Source organism: Spirochaetota bacterium, from assembly GCA_026414805.1.
GTDB lineage: Bacteria > Spirochaetota > UBA4802 > UBA4802 > UB4802 > UBA4802.
Window position 1 is genome coordinate 12,946 of record JAOAIH010000027.1, and the last position, 22,462, is coordinate 35,407.

The window sequence follows — 22,462 nt, forward strand, 5'->3', positions numbered from 1 at the left end:
ATTCATTTTTTCTTTGAGATTAAAGAAGCAAACTTTTGAATAAAACCATTATGAACAGTAAAACCGCTCAGATGTTGTTTCACATCTTCTATTGTGATAAACGCATTTGGTTCTAACATCTGTACAACCTCAACAACTTTTTTCACATCTCTTTTAGGTACTACTGTAAAGAGTAACGTAATAGGACCTTTCATACCCACACCGTCAATCTGTGTGACACCATAGCCTTCTTGCCGCAACACCAGTGGAAGTGCCGAAACCATTTTACTGGTAATAATTCGTACCGATTGATAGCCTATGGCAATTTTTTCTTCCAATAACATTCCCACATAATTGCCTGTTGCAAATCCCGCAGCATATACCACATAACTAATAGCTCCATCAAAATGCTTCAACGCTGAATTTATGGCAACAAGCCATATTAACACTTCAAAAAAACCCAGTACAGGAGCTATTGACCTATATCCACGTGCCATTAAAATAATGCGCATGGTACCAATGGATACATCAAAGATGCGGGCAATGAATATTAAAAAAAGTGTCCCGTAATCTGAAAAAAATGAATGCAAAAAATTTATTATATGTTCCATTTTAGTAAAAATTTATTTTGTTTATTGTACTTTTTTTAGTATATTACTTGAAAAAATATATATATTATTCAGTGTCAATATTATTTTCATTACCCGTTTGATAGGTGAAGGAAGGTGTCAGGATACCTGATCGGAATTTTAGCCTACATTATATTTCAGCTTATCTTAGGGATACTTGTTTCCCGTAAGATCCATTCCGATGATGACTTTATCCTTGCCGGCAGGAAATTAGGATATCTTTTAGTGACGTTTTCCATATTTGCTACCTGGTTTGGAGCTGAATCCTGCATTGGCACTTCTGGTGCAGCATATTCAGACGGGCTTGTTGGTGTTACGGCTGATCCTTTTGGGTATGCGATAGTTCTTTTCATATTAGGCCTATTTTTTGCAGCCCGCCTGTGGAAAATGCAGCTAACAACTATCTCCGACTTTTTTAGAAATGTATACGACAGCACCGTAGAAAAGCTCACTGCAATTATTCTTATTCCCACATCCTTGCTGTGGGCAGCAGCTCAAATACGTGCATTTGGGCAGGTTCTTTCTGCTTCATCTGAAATAGAACTAACTATATCCATTACTATATCCGCAATTGTAGTTATCCTGTATACTGGATTAGGTGGTTTACTTGCTGATGCAATAACTGACATTGTCCAGGGAGCAATTCTTATTATTGGCCTTTTTATTATTTTTTACTCAGTACTTGATGATGTTGGCGGATTAACAAGCGCTTTGGGAATGCTTGATACAACCCGCTTAACATTTGTGCCGCATTCAATCACTGATCCATTACACCGACTGTTAACTATGGCAGAATCATGGGCTGTGCCAATCTGTGGATCACTTGTTGCACAGGAAGTCATATCCAGAATGCTTGCTGCACGGTCAGCAACGGTTGCTCGCAGGAGCTCATTATTAGCTTCACTCATGTATATTTCCATTGGAATAATCCCTCTTTTTATTGGTCTTATTGGGTATCACGTCATGCCAGGCTTGCAGGATCCAGAACAAATTTTGCCCAAAATGGCACAATTCCACTTTCATAAATATCTTTACATTATCTTTGCAGGAGCATTGGTATCAGCAATTCTTTCCACAGTTGACAGCGCTCTTTTGGCATCGTCAGCTCTGCTCAACCATAACCTTATTTTCAGCTTCTACCCCAACTTAAGTGATAAAACAAAACTTATCGCTGATAGAATAGGAGTTATTATACTGGGCATAACCTCATATGTGTTAGCTCTTCATGCCGAAGGGATATATTCGCTGGTAAAAGAAGCCTCGGCATTTGGCAGCGCTGGTGTGTTTGTAATATATATTATTGGCATGTATTCAAAAAACACAAGCGTTACGGCAGCTATAGTAACACTTGCAACAGGAGCATCCACCTATTTTATTGGAAAATTTTTCATTCATTTTGAATATAGCTTTCTGCTATCAGTACTAGTTGCGGTGCTAAGCTATTATACAGTCTATCTGATAACAAAGGCAATAACACCTGCAACACTACCAGTTGCAATAAAAGATACGGATAGTTAAAAATTTCTTGCATTTATACTCAATAGATGTTCATACTATCACTACAACAGAGAATAGTACTATCAATTCTGTTATGATTAACATTTAAAAGGCATTGTATGAACTTAAAACTTAGTAGTATTGTAATAATTGTACTTCTTGTAATACGGCCATTACATGCGTACTACTCATTTCTTGGTAATTTAATTACGTACGCGCATTTACCACTCCTTGTACAAGATAGCACTACAAAAAAAGACAAGCCACCCGCATCAAAAGGCAATGATGAAAATCCCGATGACAATCATACAAACGATGACACATTTGACCATGATGACAATGACATCGATGAGTATATGGAAGATATACCAGATGACTTTTATGATTATCAGGAAGAAAACTTTTAAGCTCTTTTAATGACAAGGCATGGTATTGTAGATTTTCGTACAACTTTTTCAGTAACAGATCCCAATAACATTTCTTCAATATTGCTTTTACCATGTGAACCCAATACAATACATGAAACATTATGCTCCTGAGCTATTTGTATTATTTCCCTAAATGGAATACCTTCAATAATTAATGGGGTAACTCTATACAGTTTGGAAAATTGCTTGATTAATTTTGTCATCTGGGCTTGTGCTTCTTTTTTTAGAATATCTCCTATATCATAGGGATAGATAAAAGTTTCGCCAAATGCTGTTGTGTCTATTATAGTACTTTGCCGTATATCGATGACATGGAGGATGATCAAATCCTTTGTCCCAATTTTTTTCATGGATTTTATATATGGAATGGCTGCCTGTGCACATTCAGAAAAATCTGTTGGGTAGAGAATTTTCTTAAACATTTTCTTCCCCTATGAAGGATATATTCGACAAATATTGTACTATTAGAATACTGTTATGTGCGATAGTAATCAAGTAAAAAAATCCCCGTTTGATGATTACAGTTTTGCTTTACTATATGAGAAACGTAATGCTGAATTTGGATACCCTGGTAAGTTGTTAGATTACCTCATAGAACATCTGTATAAATACAATGTCACCTCAGTTATTGATGTTGGTGCTGGCACAGGTGCTTTCAGCATTCCACTGGCACAAGCCGGTTTCAGAGTTCATGCCATTGAGCCTGCTACAGGAATGCGTAGTATTTTATCTAGCAAAATAAAAGATGTTTCAGGCAATTTATCAATATACCCATATACCCTAGAAGAAATGCCAGCAATAAAGGCAGATGCCTGTATTGCAATGCACTCATTATATGGTATGAAGCCAATAGAAGGAGCTATCGCCAAAATGATGCATAGTGCCCCACTGGTAATGATAGCAGTTAGAACAGAAAAGACATATACTTTAAGTGATGTTGTAAGAAGCTACTTTAAAAAAGAAAGACCCAAACATTATCACAAAAAAATTATTGAATATCTTCAGGAACATTCAATATCTCATAAACAATATTTTATACACCAGTCTCACAGAGTGATAATCAGAAATTTGTTTCAGGAAGCGTTATTTCATTGTCAGGCAATGGGCTGTGATGAAAGTCATGTTGATGCAATTCTACATATTCTTGAAAATAACCTTCATAAAGATGACGAGTATTGGTTTGAAAATATTCATGATGACGCAATGATTATTATTCATCCATAAGCTATTTTGCCATACCACAACATGTAGTACTCTTGGCAATTTTTACAATCTTTTGGAAAAATTTTTCTGAGTTACAGAGTACCAGGCCTCCATTATCAATCACCATGCTAGTGCGCGTTTCACCCTTAACACTGTACACAAAGGGGAAGACATACAATTCCTGACTGTATAAATAGACGTACATATGTTCACCAGCATTTATTATACAGCCATGCTCTGTCATATGGATATCAGTGACATTGGAAAAGCTTTTTATTTGAATTTCCTGCTTTGTTTTTATATGTATGCGTTTAAAATCCCAGTTGCCAGCACTTCCTTTAATTACATACAGTTCATCATTGTGCAAAAAATGTTTCCATGAGGCTATCCTCACACCCGAAAGCAGAACATCACCTTTGGTGTTTAAAACCCATAGGTTATAGGTCCCTGCTATGCCTGTAATAACTATAAGTTTATCATCAACGATATCTATATATGCATTATAATACTTCAAGGCTTGAGGTGGGGCAAACTCAGTTGTACAAAATTTTTTTGTCTGCTCATCTGTGGCAGTATATATAAATAATTCTTTCCCGCATAAGAAATATGTATGCTTTGCATGTGCAACTGCTTTAATTGGTTCCTGTGATGGATTATTTATTATAGATTCTTTCTTATTTTTTGAAAGGTACACTACCATACCGTCAGTTGCTACACATACATCCTCGTCTGGATTATACCATACACTCACAACTTCACGGGGAAAGTTGTAGTCATGTTTATGTGGATAAATAGCAGTTAAAAGATTTTCTGAAGAAAAAATTGCATGAGGTGTCACATATATCTTTTTTGCATCGATCCTCTCTACTTGTGAATACTGGACTAATCCTTCTTTGAATTTTACATATGCACTTTGAGTAAGACCTTCATTGTACAGTCGTATGCCTTCATCAATGTTTTTTTCCCTGGAACATGAAATGTGAAGTATCACCACACAACATAGAAGAAAACATATAAATTTTTTCATCAGGCTTTTTTCCCTTTGATCTTTTCCATAGTTTTCTGCAAAAACCTTCCATCCATTATTTCAATCATCTTATTTGCAGCCTGCGATTTTGCATTAATACTGAATTTTGATGTTGTAATATATATACCACTTCGACATTTTTCTTCCAGCATCCTTTGATAAAACGCATTAATCTGGCCTTCAGTAATGTCGCGGGTTGTTCGTATGAAGTTAATAAGGACAGGGGGTTCGTTAATCCTCTTTACACTGAAGCATTTATACATATATTCATTGGGTGACACTTCCTTTTTATACACAATACTGTAATTAAGCTGGGCAATTATTTCGGTTATTAGTGGCTGCAATTCTGACATAGATGATGTGAATAAAAATTTAAGGTTCTTATTTTCCAGTATTGCTTTATAATCATCTAATTTAAGTTGTGTACTGCGATAATTTGGATTGATGGCAGCAACTTTTTCCCAGTGATGGACTGCCTCCTGAATTTTATTTTCCATTTCATAACATTCAGCAAGTAAATAGCGATATGCCAGCCCTTCATCGGTGTTATCCTTTATGTAGGAAAGGCCCTTCTCAAGTTCCTCAATAGCTCTTGTGTATTCGTCATTATCATAATATATCTGCCCAATTGCATACTGACTTTTTGCAAAATAACGTCTGTCATTACGCGCTTTTGTTAACATGTCTAATGCGGCAACATAATCCTTCTTCATTTTAAAAATTATCCCCAAATAATAATGGGGTTCATAATTTGTGGGGTTGCTTTCAATAGCTTTAGTAAGAAAATTTTGTGACAGTTCATAATCTGCAAGATGAAACAAACATATCCCAAGCGGTGCATAAATATCAGCCAAAGCAGGATCCAAGGTTACTGCTTTGAGCAAATAGTCCTTTGCACCAATGTAATCGTGCTGCCTGTAGAGCACTATGCCAAGCCTGTGATTTGCATTTATGTCATCGGGATTGAACTGTAAAATAATTCTGTACTCCTCTACCTCCTTTTGCCATTGTTGTGTTTCGTGATACAGATCCGCAAGCATATAATGGATATCCAGCTCATTAACATATTTTTTAAATTCAGGTAGGGCAAGGATGCCATTGAGTTCAGAAATAGCCAGAAGGTATTGTTTCTGTTTCACTAAAATTTGTGCTCGTAGGTATCGGGCTGGCACATAATCCTTTTTGCGTTCAAGAACAAGCTTGACAATTTCGCTTGCCTTTGCAATGTCTCCATTATCAAGGTACTCCTGGGCCTTGCGAACCTTAGCAGGATATTGGTGCGCGCGTATAACTAAAAGCAATGCACCTACGATAGATGCACCCACAATAAAAAATGTTATGCTCAATAATGACATAGAATTTATACATTTAAAATTTGATTTTATTACTGCATGCATTATATTTTAAGTCAAGCATTATAGTGTACGATAGCTCTTAAAAGAAGAGCATATAATTATAAAAGGAGGTATTCATGCCACAGGTGGGAATTATTGTAGGAAGTGATTCCGATTTGCCAAAGTTGAAGGGATGCTTTCAAACTCTTGATGATTTTGGCGTATCATACGATGTCAAAGCATATTCTGCTCATAGAACACCTCATCTAGTAGCCCAATGGATACAAAATATGGAAAGAAGCGGAGCAAAAGTTATTATTGCTGCAGCAGGTGGAGCAGCGCATCTACCCGGTGTTGTTGCTTCACATACTGTGTTACCTGTTATTGGCATACCTATTGAAACTCAGGTAGCCGGCGGTCTTGATTCACTGTTATCCATTGTACAGATGCCTGGCGGTATTCCTGTTGCAACCGTGGCAACAGGCAAAGCTGGCGCAACAAATGCAGCGTTGCTTGCCATTTCTATTCTAGCAACTTCTGATTCTGCACTTAAAGATGCCTTAATGAGCTATCGCCAGAAAATGCAAAATACAATTATTGAAAAAAATGAAGCGCTTACCAAACAAGGCATATACAGTTATATTCAATCTTTAGAGGCTAAAAAATGATTGAACATGGCTTTGGGGTATCTTCTCAAAATAAAGTACTCATTTTAGATTTTGGGTCTCAGTATACACAACTCATTGCACGAAAGATAAGGGAACTTAACGTCTATGCGGAGATAGTCCCCTACAATATACCAACTGAAGAAATCAAAAAGGAAAATCCTGGAGCCATAGTGCTTTCAGGCGGTCCGTCATCGCTGTACGAAGAAGATGCCCCAAAGATAACTACAGAGATATTTTCTCTGGGAATACCTGTACTTGGGATATGCTATGGCCTGTATGTGGTAGTTGACGCGTTTGGCGGGATTATATCACCGTCTCCATTTAAAGAATATGGCCGTGCCGATATAACCATTGTTGCAGATTCGCCTCTTTTCAAAGGATTACCGCAAACTCAGACAGTGTGGATGAGCCATGGCGACAAGGTTGAAAGTGTGCCACACGAATTTACAGTTATCGCAAGTTCCCGTAATGCAAAGATAGCTGCAATAGAATACAGACAAAAAAAGATTTATGGTGTTCAATTCCATCCTGAAGTATACCATACACAGTATGGCAAAGAAATGTTACATAATTTCCTCTTTGATATTTGTAACTTCAAACCCACATGGACAATGCAATCGTTCATTGATTCGGCCATTAACGATATACGCACAGTTGTAGGCAATGGCACTGTGTTACTAGGGCTTTCCGGTGGAGTAGATTCTTCGGTAACTGCTGTACTTTTGCAAAAAGCTATTGGAAATCGTTTATATTGTGTTTTTGTCAATAACGGCCTTTTGCGTAAAGATGAACACACAAAAGTAATTGAGCGTTTTAAAAAACATCTTAATCTCAATCTCATTTATGTTGATGCTGAGGATTTATTTTTGGAAAAACTTAAAGGTATTACCGATCCAGAACATAAGCGAAAAATTATTGGCAAGGAATTTATTACTGTATTTAAAGCAGAAGCAGCAAAAATTGGCACCTTTGATTTCCTAGCACAGGGTACATTATATCCCGATGTCATTGAATCTGTATCTACAAAAGGGCCTTCCGATACCATTAAAAGCCACCATAACAGAGTGCCTGAAGTACTTGAGTTGATAAAAGAAGGCAAGGTAATAGAACCATTGAAAGAGTTATTCAAAGATGAAGTGCGTGAATTAGGCAGGCAGCTTGGTATGCCTGAAGAACTGATACAAAGGCATCCATTCCCAGGCCCTGGACTTGCCATACGTATCATTGGAGAAGTAACAAAAGAAAGATTAGCAATTTTAAGGGAAGCTGACGATATTCTCATCGAAGAGATAAAAAAAGCTGACTATTACACAAAGCTTTGGCAGGCATTTGCAGTGTTTTTGCCCATAAAATCTGTAGGAGTTATGGGCGATAAGCGAACCTACGAAAATGTCATCGCGCTACGAGCAGTAACTTCACTTGATGCCATGACTGCTGACTGGGCATATTTGCCAGAAGATTTAATGCGAAGGATTTCAACACGCATTATCAATGAGGTCAAAGGCGTTAACAGGGTAGTGTACGATATTTCATCCAAGCCACCATCAACCATAGAATGGGAATAAAAATTTGTATCACCACTTGACAAAATATAAAATAATCATTATATTTTAAAATTAAATTATATTCTTAATTACAATGACTATTATAATATGACAAAACCATAATGAAATTTAAATATTTTATTTAAGGAGGACTCCACGTTACATGCTATTGCGTGAATATGATGCTGAAGCAATTAAAGACGAAATTGCACAATGTGTGGCTCAAAATGTATTTGAATCAGAGAAGGACAGCTATAAAAAAGCAATTGAACTTCTTCATGAGTTGTTTACTATTGCAGGTGGCAATTTTAATAAACCTGATTATGAGTCAATATTAAAAGTGTTAAAGTTAATTGCTGCTCGCCAGCTTAAAAAAGGAAAAGATACAAAAAAAATAGCAGAAAAATTCAAGGAGATAGCAAAAAAAATTGAATCAGTAGCAGTATATACGTAATCAACGCATTCGTTTGTACCGCTGTAATTCTCTATCAGATTCACGCTTCTTTATATCATGTCGTTTGTCATACTGGGTTTTGCCTCGAGCAAGTCCCAGTAATACTTTTACTTTTCCATTTTTCCAGTACAGCTTCAGCGGAACAAGCGTGAGACCTTTTTCCTGTTGTTTGCCTGTCAAACGCTTTATTTCCTGTTTGTGCAGCAATAGTTTACGTACTCTCAACGGGTCGTGATTAAAGATATTACCCGCTTCATAGGGTGATATATTCATACCATACAGGAACGCTTCGCCATCCTTAATACGAGCATAAGAATCCTGTATGTTCACTTTTTTTTGCCGCAGTGATTTTACTTCAGTCCCTTTTAACACTATGCCTGCTTCTAATGTATCAAGTATCTCATACTCAAAGCGTGCTTTTTTGTTGACTACTATTTCTTTTTCCTCTTTCATACACCCTTATTTTTCTTAACATTGTTGAGTAGTTTTCATTGTCGCTTAAATAGTGGTATTGCTGTACCAACACCTATAAGCAGTGTTCCAAGCCACACAAGCCATACTAAACGTTTAAATGATATATCAACAATAACAGAATCTGCAGGTACAGTTGCATTGCGTGGTGGATCAATATGAAGCACAATTATTTTTTCATGTATATCAAAGTCCATTAATGTAACAGTGCGATCAGTACCCGGTATAATCGCTGGGATAGATTGTTTGTTATTGTTAGCAAACTGAACTCCTGGCTTCACCGTGTATCGTGTTCCCTTATACACAACCATACACTCAGCATATACTTTGGCATTCCCCTGCATCATTGCCGCACGGTCAATATCAAAACCATCAAAGCGAATTGTAAGATCAACAAACTGCTGTACAGCACCCTTTGACACCATAACTTGCGTGAGCTTGTCATGACCACGAATATATTCAACCGGCGATATATACACATCATATCCAATAGAATAATCAATGTAAGGTTCTCTGAACAGCTGGTTTGTACGTGTATCAATAAAATACGGAGTCTGTATCACATACGACGAGTTACCATATTCATAGTTAAATACAATGCTAGTCTTTTCAGCTTCTTGTGTCATCCCTAACAGCTGCAATGTTACCGGAGGAATTGACTTTTTCTCGCCCCGGCTTATCTCTACATGATGCTCAAGAGATTGTGTGTATGAGGTAATAATACCCACTATCATAACAGCAACTCCAATATGTGCAATCCGTGCTGGCAGACCAACAGGAATATGTGGTAAAAAACCTTTGATATTAGAAAATATTACAATAAACGATAATGTCATCAATGCAAATGGGATAATTGTAATCCTATGACCAATGTAAATAATGCTGGATGCCAATACAGCACATATGCCAATTACTACTGCCCTAGTAACTTTTGGTGGTTTAATAAATGGTACCAGTATGAGCAATAGTACTACTAAAAATGCAATTGGCCTTGCAATGCTGGTATAGTATGTTTGTTGAACCGTTGATGATTGACCTAACATATCAGTGATAAGAGGCATACAGGTGCCAATACAAACGAATGCAGCAAAAAATACTAACACAGCAATACCGTACACAAGTACATTGTCCCGTGATAGTACACTCGTGCTCAGCTCTTTTCCCTTTGCTTCATTCTTGCGGTAAAACAGCAAACCTATGCTTACCATTATGATAGTAACAATAAAAAAAAGCAGATCAGTAAAATGCCCGGCACCACTGAATGAATGCACCGAAAAATCGGAAAGGATTCCGCTGCGGGTTAAAAACGTACCAAATAGTATCAATATAAAAGTAACTATCGCCAAAACAAGATTACAACGAATAAGCGCAGAATGCCATTTCTGCAGCAATAATCCATGTAAAAGTGCAATGCTCGTTAGCCATGGTATCAGTGAGGAGTTTTCAACAGGATCCCATCCCCAATATCCTCCCCAGCCAAGTACTTTATATGCCCAATAGCCACCTAAAAAATTCCCTGCACCAAGCAATAAAACCGTTGCAACAACAAAGCGATAAGAGGAAAGCAAAACAGAGTAGTTATTGTATATAAGTGCTATCAGCGCATAGACAAATGGTACCGCAGCAACTGCATACCCCAAAAACATAACCGGCGGATGAATCACCATCCAAAAATCCTGCAATAGTGGGTTTAGACCATTACCATCGGCAGGTCTTACTCCCGGTGTAAAACCGGTAACCGTATTCCACACAAGTGTAAATGGATTATTATTAACAATGTGCACAATAAATATAAGCGATACCAGCCCTACAAGTGTAAGCCTCACTACTTCATAGTTATCCTTTTTTTGTAATACTGCAATACCAGTACACATAATAAAAAAAGCCCACAGTACAAATGAGCCCTCCTGACCTGCCCACAGTGCTGCAATCCTGTATACCAGTGGCAAATCAACTGAAGAATGGTTATATACATAGGTAAATTCAAACCAGTTGGCAATAAAGCCAGCAATCAGTATTCCAAGCATTATTCCCACAACAGCAGTTGCACTGATGTAAAAATATTTTGCAAGTTTCAATAATGATCCCTTTTTAAAGGATTGTACTGAGAATACAAGTGATGCTGCCACAAGTACAGCACTAAGCCATGGTAAGTGATATACTATAGAATACATTATTTATTCTCCCTGGTATATTTTGAAGGGCATTTAACTAAAATTTTATCAGCTTCAAAGATGTGTGTATCTTTGTTAAATCTGCCAATTGCAACAACACTTGTTGCATGTTCAAAATTAAGCGGTTTTGAACCCCTGTGAATAATGTGCAAGCGCTGTGAATGTTCATCTTCAATGTAAAATGCAAATCCTTCCGGAGTATTTACAACAGGTATTGATTTTACTAAATTCCCAATGACCTGTACGTATGCAGAACCACTTTTTGCCTCTTCAAATGGTACATACGGTGTTAAAAGTCCCTTGAATGAAAAGAGCGCCACACACGCACTTACTACAATAATCACAATGATTACAATACTACTTTTTTTCATTGAGCCTCTTTTCTAATTTGTTTACTTTAGTATGAAGAAGTATTAAATAACATACAATTCCCAGCCATACCACCACCGAAACTGTAAATAGCACCGTAGTTTGTTCAATACCTGTGATTGCATGAGCGATAGTTACCAGATAAAAATTCTTCATGATTTATCCTCATTTAGTAAATATTCTAGCATCATCATCCTTGAAAACAAACGTAGTATGATAGCATACAATATGGTAAATGACACCACCGATAAAATTAAAACCAGTCGCATATCAGTATCAAAATGTATTTGTCCACCTGTATTTATTATGGGGTCAGGATGCAATGATGGATACATTCGTGGAGCAACAAATATCAAAAAGGGTGATGCAACAAATGCAATAATCAAATATACACTTTCAAGCATTGGCGCCTGTGCAGGGTTTGTTACTATCTGATGCAAACTGAAATAGGCAATATACATTAACAGCAATAACACAATTGAAGTTTGGCGGGGGTCCCAGTTCCAATAACTTCCCCACATAACTTTTGCCCACAGTGAACCTGTTATTACAGTAAGTATACAAAAGAAAAAACCAATATGTACTGAGCTTCGTGCATAATGAATATATACAATCTTCTTTTTCCGCACATACTGTATTGCAGCCCACCCTGCAACAGCAAATGCAAGAGTAGCAACCCATGCCAATGGCACATGAAGGTACACAATCCTGCTGGTTTCACCCAGTATGGATGCAGGCGGTACCCACATGAAAATACAATACAAAGATAAAAGCATTAATAGTGCATCAATTATTATTAAAATCATTGGTACTCCACATTGAAAAAATTCATCCAGTTAAAACTGTCGCCATATATGGGGAAACAGCATATATGATACCACCCCAAGCAATACCGAAAATGCAAGTAGAAAAAGTATAGCGCTATAAGAAGAAAAAATCACTTTTGAAAAGCACTGTGATGTTGTTTTTATTACCACAGTTATAATTGGGAGGGTAATAGGAAAAGATAATATGGTAAAAAGTCCTCCACGAGCTTGTGCAATTGCTGTTATTGCCGCAATGATGGTGGTACATACTGCCAACGCCACGCTTCCTGTCAAAAGTACCAGTGCAAAATCCCTCACGTTAAATACAAAAACATCCATAACAAATAGATACAGCAATCCTGTAACAATGGCAACTGCAACCATAACTATACAGTTTATTAGTAGTTTGGATACAAATATAATTTCAGCACTGTAGTACATAAGATTGAATAACGCTGTTCCTTCTTCTATTTCCCTATAAAATATATGTGACAAAGTATTCATACCAGAAAAGAATATAATAACCCACAACAGTATGGAATGTACCACTGGGGTGCCAGCAATACCTCCTGAAGCAAATCCAATTGATACTGTCACAATAACACTGAACGAAAGTATAAGCGAAATAACAATTCTACTTCTAAAATCAATCTGGATATCTTTTACAATATTACGCAAAATTGCTTTTATCAAGCACAATACTCCTATGGCAAAGATTTGCTTCCCTGCTGTCATTTGTTGCAATTATGATAACGGTGAAGGGTTTTATTTCCTCAATCATTTCAAAAAGGATTTTTTTTGCAGCATCATCTAAGTTTGATCCCGGTTCATCAAGCAATACTACATCCGGCTTTTTTGCCAGTGCCATCGCTATCTTACAGCGTTGCACCATGCCAGTTGAGTATTCATGCAAAACTTTATCTTTATGCTTGTAAATATCCAGACGCTTTAAAAGCTCTACAGTGGCATCATTTACAGAGCCAAATGCAAACATAATATTCTCTATTGCTGTCAGATTGTTGTAACATTGTATATAGGGTGCAACAATACCTACATGCCGTCTACATACATCACTATTGATTCTTTTGTGACCATTGTAATATTCCACATAGCCGCTATCAGGTAGCACAATAGTGCCAATAATTTTAAGCAACGTTGATTTTCCACTGCCGTTTGGACCCATTATGGCAAGTGATTGCCCTTGTGTAAGCTCAAAGGTAATACCTTTAAACAAGGTATGAGTGTATCGTTTTGTAAGATTAAAAGCTTTTATTGTTATCACTCTTACCTACAGTTGTATATCCTTTTTGGCAGTTGCCATTTCTATGATTGGTAATTTTATAGCCTTGTCTTTCATAATATCATCCACCGTTTTCTGATCAGCCAATCGGTACAGCAATCGTGCATTAATTGTATATCTACCCTTCAATCCTTTTGGAAGTATTATCGTATTGGTAACTGATTCCTTTGGCAAAATACGGTTATCAAACAGTATTTCCTTTGCTTTTGCTATGTTTGCCACTGGTTTTCCGGTGCCATCACCAAATATTGTTTTAAAGATTATAGTATTATCAGGCAGATAGCCCCTTTTATCAGCTTTTCCTATTGCATAGACCTCTTTACCGTATTGATTCACAATAATTATTTCTAGCCACATCTGCCGTACATCAGTAAGCCCTGTGGGAAGTTTGTGTCCAGCACCTGTATTGGTAACTGTGACGGCGATAGTTCCTGATGAAAGATCGCGCGCATCAATGATAATGGAAGCTGCATTCTTTAAACGCTCCTGGGCCATTTGGCCTTTGACTTTATCATTAAATAATCCTGGAATTACACTGTTGCCGCCTACAAAATAGTGCGTAAAAATATGATCGCGCTGTGGGCCCCCAAAAGCAGCAAAGCCAGGATTGTTGGGACGTGGTGTGGAACCGGTAGCTGGCACTCCTGGCCTGTGGTACATATGGCAGCCCTGACAGGGAACAGTTGTTTTTTCATCACCGGTATTGTAGGGGCTTTTACTCCACTCCTCAAAGGTGGTTTCAAGCTTTGTGCCATACACAACATGGCGCACATCATGGCAGGTGCCGCAAAATGCAGCCTGTGTATGGAATTTTGAATATGCGGCCTGATGCCAATCAGGGTTTGAATCCTTAAACGGCCCACGTTTTACACCAGGGTCAGCTTCACCATTGCCCGGCTTATAAGTAAAATGAGCATTATAGTTTTTCTTTGCATCAACAATGACATGGCAATAATCGCACTGTATGCCTTCTTTTGTGATTTCAGGCAAATCTTTTTCTATTGCAAGCTCTTCAGTCACTGTAAGGGGTTTTCCTGTGATATACCCTACCGGTATATGGCATTTCACGCAGCTTTCTGCCTCTTCCAGTTCATCTTTGTTAACAGTATTTTGTTTTTTTATATCATTCAAATAAAATGCAGCAAACTCTTTATAAATGATATCCTTTTGTGCAAGGTTATGCATGGAATTTTTCCACTGCTCATAAATTTCATCATGGCACCCACCGCAAGTTGCCGGGTTAATAAATTGAGCCAATTTGTAATGTGGTGTGGATTGACAGCCTACAAAGAATGCATACCCTGTTAATGTAATAATGATAATTAAAATTATTACCTTTGACTTCATGAACACTCCTCCAGGAATGTGATTAATTATTATCTTCACCCTCACGACCATCTCCCAGTAAAGGTGAGAGGCTGCTTACTCTAAGGACTGTCCTACAAGAAAACCTCAGCACAATAGGTGAGGCGACGAACATATTTATCATATCTGTACCTGCACAAATATTACCAGGAGTAAGTCTATAAAAATAACGATTACACAATTTAGCCATAAAACAAAAATGTCAACAATGTTTACTCCTTAGCAATATGGATAACTCGCTGTGGGAATGGGATTTCAATTCCTTCTTTTTTAAAGCGGTTGAATATTCGCTTCCGCAGTTCCGATTCTACAGGGAACTGGTCAGCATATTCTTTTACATATACAATAAGGGTAAAATCCAATGAGCTATCGCCAAAACCCGGAATAAACCTGACTACAGGCTCCGGCTCTAAAATAAGTTCTTTTATGTCATAAGCAGCGCTTATCACTTCATCTAGAATTGTTTCTTCAACATGCTGGGGGTCAGAGCCATAGCTTACGCTTACAGGAATTCGCACCGCTAAGTGAGGGATAGGCAGGTAAAAATTGGTAATCATGCTCTGTGCAAGTTTGCTGTTTGGTATAATAACAATGTTATTAGGGAGCATCCTGATACGGGTTGTTCGCCAGGTGATATCCTCCACATACCCTTCAATACCTTCTTCAATTTTTATAAAATCACCAACACGTACCGAGCGCTCAATTAAAATCTGCATTCCAGCAAAAAGGTTTGATAAGGTATCCTGCAAAGCTAAAGCAACCGCTAAACCTCCAACACCTAATGTGGTGAGTATTGGGGCAATTGAGATACCTAAATAATTTAAAATAATAAGCACACCTATGAGTATAACCAGCCCCTTAATAATGACATAGGTTAAACCAGTAGGAGCAAGGGGAATATTTGCATCTTTCACATATTTTTGCAGCGCTGCGCCAATTATATTAGCTACTCCAAGCGTTACAGCAAAGATTATGATGGTATTGACAACTTTGTTAACAACCAACTGAATTGTGTGGGAAACAGAAACATACTGCATTGCTATAAGAATTGAGATAGCAATGACAATGAAAATTGATGGTTTTTTCAATGTTGCAATAATAATATCATCTATAATAATGCTTGTCTTCTTTGCCCATTTTCCAAGAAATGAAAATACCACTGTGCGTATAATTGTAAGAATAATCATTGAAAGGCTGAATACTACTATAACGATGACGAAAGAATGGTATTCTTTTATAGCGTCCATAATTACCTCCTGAAATCCACTTAAAATTTCAATAAGTATCTCAAATAGATATTTTTAGCAAGGTAATATCACCTATAAATGCATACTGGAAAACAGATAAAATTGTTGCAAAATTGTATATTTTTGTGTAATCTATCCTAAATCTTTGTTACATAAATCTATAAACAATTATTTATCTTAAAATACTATCTATTGTTAGTGTAACTATTTCATGTTTTATTTACATATATTTTTATTTTCAGTAACTATCCATAATTAGTAGTATTGTTCAGAATAACTTTAACACATTTAGTAAATGTAATAATAATCTTTTCTGGAGGTATTTCATGAAAAAAATATTCAAGTGGGTGGCGATAGTTATAGGTAGTATGCTTGCTCTGGTCATTATTGCAAGCATCGTGCTTATGCTGGTCATTTCCAAAGATATGATTGCACAGCAGATGGAAAAAGCATTGAACCGCCATGTAACAATTGAAAAAATTGATGTGAGCATATTTAGTGTAGTCTCCGGCATTGAGGTGAAAGGAGTAGCTATCTCTAACTTTAAAACCCCAACACAGTTAGAAGCGCTTAAAGGCAAACCTGTTGATAAGGGTGACCTCTTTGTGGGGCTTGATTCTTTCACATTTAAGCTAAAATTCCTTCCATTGCTACAGGGTAAATTTGAACTCCGTGAACTTCTGTTGTCTGGCCCAAAAATAAACATTACACGTTATGCAAGCGGTGCATTCAATTTTTCGGATTTGATGAAGCCTTCAAAAAAAGAAGAAAAGAAAGTTGAAGAAGTTAAAAAAGAAGAACCTTCAAAGCCAGTGACTGCTGACACATTGCCTATTGGCATAACTGTAGGAAAAGTTGGTATTGAAAAAGGAATTATCACTTTTGTTGATCAGTCACTACAACAGACATTACAGCTGTATAATATAAATGCGCTTGTACATGATATCGAAATAGATCCAAAAGACCTTGCAAAGAAGAATCAGATTAAACTTAAGCTTGATATTGGCATTAAAACCATTGGCAAAACTAGTGGAGGCAGCGTAGAGTCATTTGATATTGGCCTTGCATCACGGGGCACAGTAAAGCCATTTGACCTCAAAACACGAATTCTTAACCCAGAAATTTCCTTAAAAGCCGGCAGCCCTTACGGCACCATGACAGGCTTACAGATTTTTGATGCTATAAAGAGCAATGAAACTTTGGCAAATTATGCAGGCAAGTTTGAATTTTTATCAAAAGATGTAAAATGGAAAAATGGCTATGTTGACATTTGGTATAAAGGTGGTTTGTTAAAAATAACAAATGGCAGAATCAGTACCGATGACTATGCGGGCAATTTCAAAGCGGATATTAATCTCAACACAAAAGCTGTAAACTCTGAAATAGACATGACACTCAATGAAAAACACAACAAATCTATCTATAATGGTATAGAAAAGAATGCGTCAAAGCTTATAAAGGGCAATGTTGCAAAATATGTAAAACCAGATAAGGTAGCCGAAAAGGCATTTGGCTATCTTACCAACAAAGATGGAAAAGTGTTTTTACAATTTTTGGTTACCGGCACCATGGATAAGCCAAAAACAAAGCTAGTAGCTCCAAAATTGCCGTCGCTTATGGATGTTATAAAAGATTTAGGCGGCGATGTGGCAGATGTTGCAAAGGAAAAAGCAAAAGAGAAAGCTGCAGAAACCACTCAGAAGGCAGTGGAAAAAGGCACTGAAAAAGCAAAAGAAAAAGCGACAAAGAAACTTAAAAAGCTATTCTAACAAAAAAACCCGCAAGTCTTTTGCTTGCGGGTTTTTTATCTTTATTATTTACCGGTAAACTTTGGTTTGCGCTTCTCAGCAAACGCAGTGAATGCTTCAAACAAATCATCTGATGGAATAATATTGGCACTCATTGACGCAACATACTTCAATGCATCATCAATTGTCTTGCCTATACCATAGTTCAATACATCTTTGGAAGCCTGTACAGCCAGCGGTGAGTTTTCCGCTATCTCCATTGCCATTTTCTCTGCACCCTGATACAGTGCATTTTGATCAGCAAACACTTCATTGACAAGAAGTATTTCCTTTGCGCGCTGTGCTGTAATGTATTTTGCAGTGTAAGCAAGCTCACGGGTTATACCCTGCCCCACGATATGTGGCAAGCGTTGTAATACACCAACATCAGCAACAAACCCTACTGCTGCCTCCCGCAGGCTAAACTGTGCATCAGCACTGGCAAGACGTATATCGCAAGCGGCAATCATATCAAGACCGGCACCAACACAGTACCCGTGAACAGCAGCAATCACCGGTTTTCGGCATTTTTCAATGCAGGTCATGGTATCCTGCATCCTGTAGATAGTTTGTAATAACTTTCGCTTAATACCACCTTTTTGATTGGGATCAGCTAATTCTTTTATTTCCCCTGCCATTTCAATTAAATCAATACCAACAGTAAATGCAGGCCCTTTACCAGCAATAATAATTACTCTAATTTCATCATCAGCATCTAGTTCTTTGAATACCGAAGGAGCTTCCCACCATGCAGGCGGATTCATTGCATTCTTCTTTTCAGGCCTGTTTAAATACACCCAAGCAATTGGCGGCTTTTTTTCAACTGAATAATATTTATATTCCATAGACAATACCCCTCATGAAAATTTTTATACACACTAATTACAGTACAATTTTTTATCAATCAAAAAATCACAGTGTTATGTTGTATTGATACAAGTGGAGGATTAGTACATTCAAATGTGCTGCTTTATAAATAAATTTTTTAACAATTTATTTTTTATTTCTTTTTTTATTTCACATTTTCCCATGATTATTGTATACATTTCATATAGCGGGTAAATTTTTTATTGGAGGCTTGTATGTACAAAACACTGGCAACACTTTTTGTATCATCACTTTGTGCATTTGGATTAATTACAGTACCAGTACAGGCACAGGTAAATAGCGGCCAATTTGGATTAATCCTTAATGGCGGTGTTGGTACAGGTGCTACTATGTATGGAGTTATTTTAAATACCACAAATGACTCCAGCTCAACCTTAGGATCTGGACCTGGAAGCAGTTTTAATTTTGGTTTTATGGCAAATTTCAACATTGTTGCTCTGCATTCACAATTCTACTATGCTTCAATAAAGGACTTAGAATGGGAAGAGCAAGGTAATACCATCAAAACCGAAGGTAGCGGCCATTTCTGGACATGGGATGGGACTATAGGCATAAAAGCACTTACCGAAGAAGGCGATATGGGTTATACCCATATATTTGTAGGTTTTAGGATATGGAAAGCATTGCGAGAGGAAGATGCCAGGACATCGAATGGGAGTTCAATTGCACCATTTGGGAAGCAGGAAATGGTTGGCAATGGATTTATTGTTGGAATAAGGGATCTTTCTACACTGCCACTTGGAGCAGTGTCACTTGCATTACAAACAGGGCTATGGTTATATAAAGCGCCATTGTCTACGTATAAACTTAATGGAACCGAAAAAAAAACAACAGCTGACCAAAACATAGGATTTGGCTTTGAAATAGCTGGCGGACTTGCATTTGAAGATATAGGGTTATCAACAATTGTAGGCCTGCGTATGGATGTACAGGCAACAGAGATTGAATTAGCAAGTACCACAGATGCTGTTGCTGGTGCGGGTTACGCACAGTTCTTCTTTGCTGTGAGCAAGGAATTTGGATTTTAACAAATATAAACTTGCTGGGGCGCACTGCAATGCGCCCCTGTAATTTTTCTATTGCAATAATTCTCTTCACACAGTATTATCCGCATTAAATGCAATAATTAATGTTCAAGGCAATCTGTTATGAAAAAGTTGATCTACTGTACAGTAACTATCGCTACCATATTCTTTTGTATAACTCCTTCCTTTAGCAATGAAGCCGTTTATGACATGCAAAACCTTACCTTTGATGATAGTACCACATATAAAATAAAAGCGCAATGGCTTTTCTGGTGGAATGAGCTTGTTGCCCCTGCTGCAATTGAAAAAGGCACTGCACCACAACCAACCGACAGCGTCATGATGCCCCAGCATTGGACTGACTATGTGCTTGACGGCAAAAAGTTGCCAGCAAAAGGCTATGCCACGTATGCAATAAAAATTTTATTGCCCGACAATGCAATTTACGGAATGTACCTTGACCACATGGTAACTGCATACCGATTGTTTATCAATGGTGTTGAGGTAGCACGCAATGGCAGGGTGTCTGAGGACCTTTCAAAAATGGAAAATGAATTTAGGCATCAGGCAATCTATTTCACTCCAAAGAACAAAACTGCTCTGTGTGTAGTACACATTTCTAACAGGGACTACCGCACCGCCGGCATGTGGCAGCCCATCATTATTGGAAAGGCTAATGCAATTCTTACACACTACAATACCAAAATCATCCGTGACCTGTTTTTATTTGGGGCTATCCTTATCATTGGTTTATACAACATTGCTCTTTTTTTATTCCGAACCAAAGACAGGGCACCATTGTGGTTTGGCCTTTTTTGCCTAACAGTGTGTGCCCGTATCTTAGCAACCGGCAGCACCACAATAGCAAATATGTTTCCTGGTTTCCCATGGGAACTACAGATTAAAATGGAACTTGGGGTCTTTTATCTTGGTGGGCTTTTCTTTGGGATGTTCTTCCATGAAGTCTATCCACTGGAAATTAAAATGAAGCACCTGCGGTTTTTCAACGCGGTGTTTATTATTGTAACACTTCTTGCCATTGCTACACCTGTTTCATTCTTCAACAGGCTGGTGCCATTCATGCAGATTGCAGTGCTATCAGGCCTTTTGTATGTACTGGTATGCCTTGTCATAGCAGCAAAGCGAAAGCGACTGCACATTAACTATTTTCTGGCAGGGTTTGTGTTATTCATGCTTGCTGCAATTAACGATATTCTGTATGCAAGAAACATTCTCCCCACAATGTACATATTGCCAATAGGACTATTCATATTTATATTTACGCAAGCAATTGCTATCGCACGCATATTTTCTTTTTCTTTCCTTCAGGTGGAGCATCTGTCCGCACATTTGAGCAATCTTAATCAATCACTGGAGCGATTTGTTCCACATGAGTTTTTGGCATTTTTACAAAAACAAAGTATTCTTGATGTGCAGTTAGGTGACCAGACGCTCAAAGAAATTACCATACTCTTTGCTGATATTCGCTCTTTCACAACCCTGTCAGAAAATATGACACCTGAGGAAACATTTAAATTCCTCAACTCATATCTAAACCGTATTGGCCCCATCATCCGCAGCCATAACGGTTTTATAGATAAATACATTGGCGACGGTATCATGGCGCTGTTTCCACAATCTCCAAAGGATGCCATTGATGCAGCAATTGCTATGGTCAATCGTATCCAAGAATATAATGAAGAGCGCAAAAGCTACGGCCTGCAACCCATATCTATTGGTATTGGCATTCATACAGGGAGCGCTATACTTGGCATAATTGGCGAAACCATGCGTATAGAAAGCACCGTTATTTCTGATACGGTAAACCTATCAAGCCGCATTGAGAGCCTAACCAAACACTTCCATACTACAATACTGGTATCTGGCGATGTGTATGAACATGTAAAGGAAACCCCGGGATATCACTTTCGTTACATAAGCAAGGTGATAGTAAAGGGCAAATCACAGCCAACAACAATATATGAGGTATTATCAATCTATCCTGAGGAATCCATTGATTTATTTATAGCAACTGCCAAACAATTTCAAAAGGCTCTATCTCTTTATAACAAAAAGCACTATGACAAAGCAATTGCACTATTTAAGGAAATACTATCTGTAAATCCACATGACACAATAGCTAAAAATTTTATTGAAGATTGTGAAGAGGAAAAAAATACAGGCAGGGACTAACCTGCCTGTGCGTTTTTTCTATCGTGGATACCGTACCACTTATATCCCTGTGGCACGAGTACGTGTGCCAAACC

Annotated in this window: 23 protein-coding genes; 9 read left to right on the forward strand and 14 right to left on the reverse strand. The window is 37.6% G+C overall.

What is annotated here, in order from left to right; genetic code table 11:
- Positions 1–2: 2 nt before the first annotated feature.
- Positions 3–590, reverse strand: a complete 588-nt coding sequence (locus N3F66_07245) for a DUF2179 domain-containing protein (GenBank protein ID MCX8123946.1) — start codon at positions 588–590, stop codon at positions 3–5.
- Between the two features lie 114 nt (positions 591–704).
- On the opposite strand from N3F66_07245, the gene N3F66_07250 reads away from it, so the two are divergent.
- On the forward strand, positions 705–2,126 hold the full coding sequence (locus N3F66_07250) for a sodium:solute symporter family protein (GenBank protein MCX8123947.1): 1,422 nt from the start codon (positions 705–707) through the stop codon (positions 2,124–2,126).
- A gap of 98 nt (positions 2,127–2,224) precedes the next feature.
- Positions 2,225–2,512 carry a hypothetical protein gene (locus N3F66_07255; protein MCX8123948.1) on the forward strand — a complete coding sequence of 96 codons (288 nt, stop codon included), beginning with the start codon at positions 2,225–2,227 and terminating at the stop codon, positions 2,510–2,512.
- On the opposite strand, the gene N3F66_07260 is transcribed toward N3F66_07255, so the two are convergent.
- Positions 2,509–2,955 carry a universal stress protein gene (locus tag N3F66_07260; GenBank protein MCX8123949.1) on the reverse strand — a complete coding sequence of 149 codons (447 nt, stop codon included), beginning with the start codon at positions 2,953–2,955 and terminating at the stop codon, positions 2,509–2,511. The genes N3F66_07255 and N3F66_07260 overlap by 4 nt on opposite strands.
- Positions 2,956–3,010: 55 nt before the next feature.
- Between N3F66_07260 and N3F66_07265 the strand changes: the two genes are divergently transcribed.
- Entirely contained in the window at positions 3,011–3,757 is a 747-nt protein-coding gene (locus tag N3F66_07265; GenBank protein ID MCX8123950.1) for a class I SAM-dependent methyltransferase, read from the forward strand.
- Position 3,758: 1 nt separating this feature from the next.
- Here the strand turns inward: N3F66_07265 and N3F66_07270 are convergent, their stop codons facing one another.
- Complete coding sequence (locus tag N3F66_07270) at positions 3,759–4,763, reverse strand: hypothetical protein (GenBank protein MCX8123951.1); 1,005 nt, start codon at positions 4,761–4,763, stop codon at positions 3,759–3,761.
- Positions 4,763–6,118, reverse strand: coding sequence for a tetratricopeptide repeat protein (locus N3F66_07275; protein MCX8123952.1), 1,356 nt, complete (start codon positions 6,116–6,118; stop codon positions 4,763–4,765). Before N3F66_07275 ends, N3F66_07270 begins: the two co-directional genes overlap by 1 nt.
- 116 nt (positions 6,119–6,234) lie before the next feature.
- Here N3F66_07275 and purE point away from each other — a divergent pair, with 116 nt between their 5' ends.
- The 3 genes from purE to N3F66_07290 all read left to right on the forward strand — a co-directional run bounded on the left by purE (position 6,235) and on the right by N3F66_07290 (position 8,763).
- Positions 6,235–6,765, forward strand: a complete 531-nt coding sequence (gene purE, locus N3F66_07280) for a 5-(carboxyamino)imidazole ribonucleotide mutase (GenBank protein ID MCX8123953.1) — start codon at positions 6,235–6,237, stop codon at positions 6,763–6,765.
- Complete coding sequence (gene guaA, locus N3F66_07285) at positions 6,762–8,330, forward strand: glutamine-hydrolyzing GMP synthase (protein MCX8123954.1); 1,569 nt, start codon at positions 6,762–6,764, stop codon at positions 8,328–8,330. The genes purE and guaA overlap by 4 nt, the downstream gene beginning before the upstream one ends.
- Before the next feature lie 142 nt (positions 8,331–8,472).
- Positions 8,473–8,763: a hypothetical protein gene (locus N3F66_07290; GenBank protein ID MCX8123955.1), complete on the forward strand. Its 291-nt coding sequence runs from the start codon at positions 8,473–8,475 to the stop codon at positions 8,761–8,763.
- Here the strand turns inward: N3F66_07290 and smpB are convergent, their stop codons facing one another.
- From smpB to N3F66_07335, 9 genes are all read right to left on the reverse strand, one after another.
- Positions 8,764–9,216: an SsrA-binding protein SmpB gene (smpB, locus tag N3F66_07295; GenBank protein MCX8123956.1), complete on the reverse strand. Its 453-nt coding sequence runs from the start codon at positions 9,214–9,216 to the stop codon at positions 8,764–8,766. It abuts the gene before it with no gap.
- 35 nt (positions 9,217–9,251) lie between these two features.
- Complete coding sequence (ccsA, locus tag N3F66_07300; GenBank protein MCX8123957.1) at positions 9,252–11,408, reverse strand: cytochrome c biogenesis protein CcsA; 2,157 nt, start codon at positions 11,406–11,408, stop codon at positions 9,252–9,254.
- Positions 11,408–11,779, reverse strand: a complete 372-nt coding sequence (locus N3F66_07305; protein ID MCX8123958.1) for a cytochrome c maturation protein CcmE — start codon at positions 11,777–11,779, stop codon at positions 11,408–11,410. The genes ccsA (N3F66_07300) and N3F66_07305 overlap by 1 nt, the downstream gene beginning before the upstream one ends.
- Positions 11,766–11,933: a CcmD family protein gene (locus tag N3F66_07310; protein MCX8123959.1), complete on the reverse strand. Its 168-nt coding sequence runs from the start codon at positions 11,931–11,933 to the stop codon at positions 11,766–11,768. Before N3F66_07310 ends, N3F66_07305 begins: the two co-directional genes overlap by 14 nt.
- Positions 11,930–12,583, reverse strand: coding sequence for a cytochrome c biogenesis protein CcsA (ccsA, locus tag N3F66_07315; protein ID MCX8123960.1), 654 nt, complete (start codon positions 12,581–12,583; stop codon positions 11,930–11,932). Before ccsA (N3F66_07315) ends, N3F66_07310 begins: the two co-directional genes overlap by 4 nt.
- Positions 12,584–12,613: 30 nt before the next feature.
- Positions 12,614–13,276, reverse strand: a complete 663-nt coding sequence (locus N3F66_07320; protein MCX8123961.1) for a heme exporter protein CcmB — start codon at positions 13,274–13,276, stop codon at positions 12,614–12,616.
- Positions 13,254–13,865 (reverse strand): ABC transporter ATP-binding protein, encoded by a 612-nt coding sequence (locus N3F66_07325; GenBank protein MCX8123962.1) that lies wholly within the window; start codon positions 13,863–13,865, stop codon positions 13,254–13,256. Before N3F66_07325 ends, N3F66_07320 begins: the two co-directional genes overlap by 23 nt.
- A 6-nt stretch (positions 13,866–13,871) precedes the next feature.
- Positions 13,872–15,230: a cytochrome c family protein gene (locus N3F66_07330; protein ID MCX8123963.1), complete on the reverse strand. Its 1,359-nt coding sequence runs from the start codon at positions 15,228–15,230 to the stop codon at positions 13,872–13,874.
- Between the two features lie 230 nt (positions 15,231–15,460).
- Positions 15,461–16,495 (reverse strand): mechanosensitive ion channel family protein, encoded by a 1,035-nt coding sequence (locus N3F66_07335; GenBank protein ID MCX8123964.1) that lies wholly within the window; start codon positions 16,493–16,495, stop codon positions 15,461–15,463.
- 326 nt (positions 16,496–16,821) lie between these two features.
- Between N3F66_07335 and N3F66_07340 the strand changes: the two genes are divergently transcribed.
- Positions 16,822–18,264, forward strand: a complete 1,443-nt coding sequence (locus N3F66_07340; GenBank protein ID MCX8123965.1) for an AsmA family protein — start codon at positions 16,822–16,824, stop codon at positions 18,262–18,264.
- Between the two features lie 44 nt (positions 18,265–18,308).
- Here N3F66_07340 and N3F66_07345 read toward each other — a convergent pair whose 3' ends face one another.
- Entirely contained in the window at positions 18,309–19,127 is an 819-nt protein-coding gene (locus N3F66_07345; GenBank protein MCX8123966.1) for a crotonase/enoyl-CoA hydratase family protein, read from the reverse strand.
- Between the two features lie 237 nt (positions 19,128–19,364).
- Here N3F66_07345 and N3F66_07350 point away from each other — a divergent pair, with 237 nt between their 5' ends.
- A complete protein-coding gene (locus N3F66_07350) occupies positions 19,365–20,198 on the forward strand; it encodes a hypothetical protein (protein MCX8123967.1) in 834 nt (277 codons plus the stop codon).
- A gap of 120 nt (positions 20,199–20,318) precedes the next feature.
- Positions 20,319–22,388, forward strand: coding sequence for a hypothetical protein (locus tag N3F66_07355; protein ID MCX8123968.1), 2,070 nt, complete (start codon positions 20,319–20,321; stop codon positions 22,386–22,388).
- The last annotated feature ends 74 nt before the right edge of the window (positions 22,389–22,462 follow it).